Annotated in this window: 4 protein-coding genes; all 4 read right to left on the bottom strand. The window is 64.3% G+C overall.

Translation table 11 applies throughout. The annotated features are described in order from the left end of the window. Nucleotides 1-434 (bottom strand): hypothetical protein (locus tag ACLQI9_RS26140; protein WP_442392389.1); only part of this gene is annotated, 434 nt, incomplete at its 3' end. 125 nt (nucleotides 435-559) lie between these two features. After that, a complete protein-coding gene (locus ACLQI9_RS26145; protein ID WP_442384182.1) occupies nucleotides 560-1,573 on the bottom strand; it encodes a hypothetical protein in 1,014 nt (337 codons plus the stop codon). Between the two features lie 18 nt (nucleotides 1,574-1,591). Next, a complete protein-coding gene (locus ACLQI9_RS26150) occupies nucleotides 1,592-2,905 on the bottom strand; it encodes a Dyp-type peroxidase (RefSeq protein WP_442392390.1) in 1,314 nt (437 codons plus the stop codon). Between the two features lie 21 nt (nucleotides 2,906-2,926). Continuing rightward, nucleotides 2,927-3,481 (bottom strand): hypothetical protein, encoded by a 555-nt coding sequence (locus tag ACLQI9_RS26155; protein ID WP_442384186.1) that lies wholly within the window; start codon nucleotides 3,479-3,481, stop codon nucleotides 2,927-2,929. Nucleotides 3,482-3,785: the final 304 nt, after the last annotated feature.

Raw genomic sequence — 3,785 nt, forward strand, 5'->3', positions numbered from 1 at the left:
CGCACCCTGCGCACGCTTCGGCGCAGACCCCGGACTGCGTAGCCGCCCGCCACGACCGACGCCACAATCGTGATAATGAACACGGGCAGCCAGCTGTCCCGGTCGTGGTCGACAGACCACCAGACAATCGAGAAGAGCACCGTGCAGAGAAATAGGACGATGTCACGCCAGCTTCCTTCATAGGAACTGGCGGTGGCGCGCAGCTGGCGCGCCTTGTCCTCCGCCACGATCAATTCATCGATGCGGTCGTCAATGCTGCGCCGCAGCGCCTCCCGCCGGGCCGCCTCCATTTCAGGCATCTGCTCGAGCAGCTCCAGGTCTTGTTTGATCCCCTCCCGCAAGTCGGGACCCCTGAGTTGCCCCACCGCAGCGCCGAGCAGCGCACCACCGACGACGGGAGCTGCGCCCATGGCCAGCGCTGCCATACCGGGCATTGTGACCTCCACCTTCCTCTCGCTCCGCAACCCAGGGCATTGACCCCACGGTGACGTTGCGATCGGCGTTTCGGTTCAGTGCCGGTGAGGTCAGGTTGGTTACCGGCGGCCAGACCGCCGGAACATCACTTCATGGTGGCAAGGTTGTGCCAAAAATTCTTGAGGCTGTCGGTGCCGCCGAAAAGCGTGGTGAAGTTCGTGGAGTCGATGAGAACGATGTCGCCGGCGCGCCGGCCCGACGGCGGCATCCAGATCAGCGCGTTGAATTCGGTGTTGCCCGCCGCGGTGAAGGGATGGGGCCTCGTGGGATCGATCCGTTGACGACCCAGCACCCGCACCGAGTCGCTCTCCGGTGCGGTGAGTTCGTAGTGCGGCAGGTGGGGATGGAAGTTGAACGTGGTGACGTTGTCCAGCAGCCTCGCGTCGTCCAGGTCGCGGACCGCGGTCAGGGGTGCGATCTGCGTGGTGCCCTCGACAACGGCGGGACGCAGCCCCCAGGTGTTGTGCACCGGGACCTCAAGGGCCGTCATCAGGGAGCGGGTGTACTGCCCGAACCGTTGTTGGCGCGGCACCAGCGGGTCGCCGTGGTGCTGGTATTCGACCTGACGCTGGGCGAAATCGTCGGTGAAGCCCACGTCGTGATGCGGGGCCAGCAGCAGACACGTGCCTTCTCGTTGCAGCCATTCCCGGATGGCGCTGATCTCCTCCGGGAGGGCTTCCTGCTCGGACAGGATGTGGTCCAGCCCGAAGACCATGAGGGTGTCGGTATCGGCGAGGATCCGCTCGTCGATCGGGAGTTGGTAGCCGGCCTGGTCGATGCGCTGGAAAACGGCGACCGGGTGGCCGGTGGCTTCGCCAGCCAGGTCCTGGAAAGCCAGCGCCGAGCGGTGGAACAGTTCCAGGGTACCGGCGATGCCCTGGAGGAAGTGCGCCTGGTCGTATTCCGGTGTCTCGTAGCTCGGCCACAAGGCGTTGCGGACTTCGGTCATGGTGGAGAAGCGGTTGTACATCGCGGCGGGGTCGCGTTGGGCTTCCCACGGGTAACTCCAGGTCCAGTAGATGCTGATGCGCCGTCCGCCGGTGTGCGGACGCGGGATGTGGCTTTGGTTGTAGGTCCGCGCCGCGGAAAGTGCGCCCATGGTGAATCCTTAACGTGATCAGTCGAGCGCCGCGAGGTATCGCATGGCGTTGATGCCGGGCAGGAAGAAGTAAGCCCCACCCTTCAGGGCGGTGAACGCCGGCAACCCTTTGAGGGTTTTGCGGATCGGCCTGTTGGGGATTTTGAATTCCAGTGTCCCGTCCTGCGTTCCGCAGATGGGGTCGTGCTCGTTGCCGAGTTCGTGGAAGGCGCGGTCGTTGATCCACACGTTCTGGGCGAACTCGAACTGACGGACCAGGCTGGCGCAGATGATGAACGCGGCGATGCCGCGATCCACACCGTCGTCGGGCGCGCCCTCGGGCAATGCAGGACCGTAGGTAGCACCGCGGCGAATTATCCTGTGCCGGTTCATGTTGTGCGCAGTGTCGCGCGGGTTGAGGCGTCGCGCGTGCGATCCCAGCGGGCAAGCATACCCGTGCGGATCCATCTCCTTATAGTTGAAGTCGTTGTTGCGCATAGGGTCCGCGCCCAGCTCGGGATCGTCCTTATCCGGTGCCAACACTAGCGGGGCACCGCTGCGCCAGCGGCCCATGAATTTCGCGGCGAGCAATTCCTGATCGTCCGGCGTGTCGGCGTGCTCCTGCAGATAGTCGCGGAACAGTCCAACGTGCTCCTGCAACCGCCGGTAGGCCATGTAGCTTCCATTGCGGCACAGGACTTCTGGCTGCGGCAGATCGGGCGACCCGTGCTCGTCGGGATAGCCGAGGATGAACTCGCCCGGCTTCAGCGGCGCGCCCGACCCCGGCGTCGGCTCTTCACCCGAGCCCTCGATCACCGGCTGCGACAACCTGTCCCGGAACCCGAAGTGATCATGTGCGTAATTGAACGGCGGCGTCGCGTTCAAATCCAGCACCGACAGACTGCGCACACCATCGCACCGGGCCACAAGCTTGTCGTGTTCTCCCGTGGCCCGCGCATGTTCGGCGTCATCGCGCGCGAACAGGATCGCGATCGCGTGCAAGTCACCGCCTGCCAGACCGCCGACCCAGTTGTCAGGGTGGTTAGCCCCGGTATCGCCCAAGATGTCTGCCCGAGCCGCCATGCCCTGGCGAAACGCCTCCGGGAAAGTTGCCAGGGATTCCTCGGGCAATCCGAGTGCTCGCAGGCCGCTCCACGTGAACGCCAGCGTGATCCACCGCTTCGTGCTGTCCATCGAGGCTTGCGCCGTCGCCGCCGAGTCGACCCTGTCGATCAGCTCGGACAGCCACGCCCGGCCGCCGGCCGGGTCGTCGAATGACAGGAACTCGTAGCGCCCGGTCATCGCCGGCGTTCGGGTCAGCAGAATATGCTGAATGTCCTCCAACTCAAGCATCGGTGCACGTTTCGGTGCGGGTCACTGCATTTGGTCGAGCATGTCGGAGAACGCCGCTTTGAGCCGCAGGGCCTTTTTGATCTCGTCGGCGGTGACGTACGGGTACTCCCCGTACTCCAGGAAACTGGGGCACTGGTGCTCACGAACGAACTGCACGAAGGCGTCAGGATTCTCTTTCCAGTCCTCCGGGAATCCCTCGAGGTTGGTGAACACCGTAGTGATCCCGGTCTGGCTGAACAGCGTCACCGCATCCTCGGTGTACTTGTCGAAGTCGGTGTCGAAGATGCCCTGGTACTGAAAATGCAGCCCCGAACCGACGTCGAACAGTACCCACCGCAAGTAGTGCAGCCGCAGCGGCGCGAGCACGTCGGGACTCCCGGCAATCGCTTCCTCGATCTGCTTGCCGTACGCGCGGACGGCCTCTTCGCGCCCCTCTTTGACCTTCGCGATGATCGAAAAGCCATAGCAGGCAGGAGTTCTCGGATAGATAGGACCGTACCTGCCCCGCTCGAGCTCGAAGTAGCCCTCCTTAGGAATGGCCATCGCCGCTGGCTTGCTCCAGTCATGATCGCTCATCGGCATCCTCGGACTTCCCTCTGTGCTACCCGTGCGAACACTACGCCCCGATCACACCCCCTGGACCATTTCGTCGGCGGCCATTCGACCAGGCGACCACCGCGCCCTCGCGGTTCGCCGCACCGGTGGCGAGCCAAGCGCGGTAGGGATTAGGTGGGTGGCGCGGGTGGCGCGGGTGGCGCGGGTGGCGGTGAGCTGGCCGGTCCGGGCGCAGCCGCATTTCCATGCAGGCACTGCTGATATTCCTGAGTACCTGGGACGTTGTCATAGCCGCAGTTGCAATCATGAACTTGCGCGGGGGTGG

It is taken from the genome of Mycobacterium sp., assembly GCF_052143115.1.
Lineage (GTDB): Bacteria > Actinomycetota > Actinomycetes > Mycobacteriales > Mycobacteriaceae > Mycobacterium.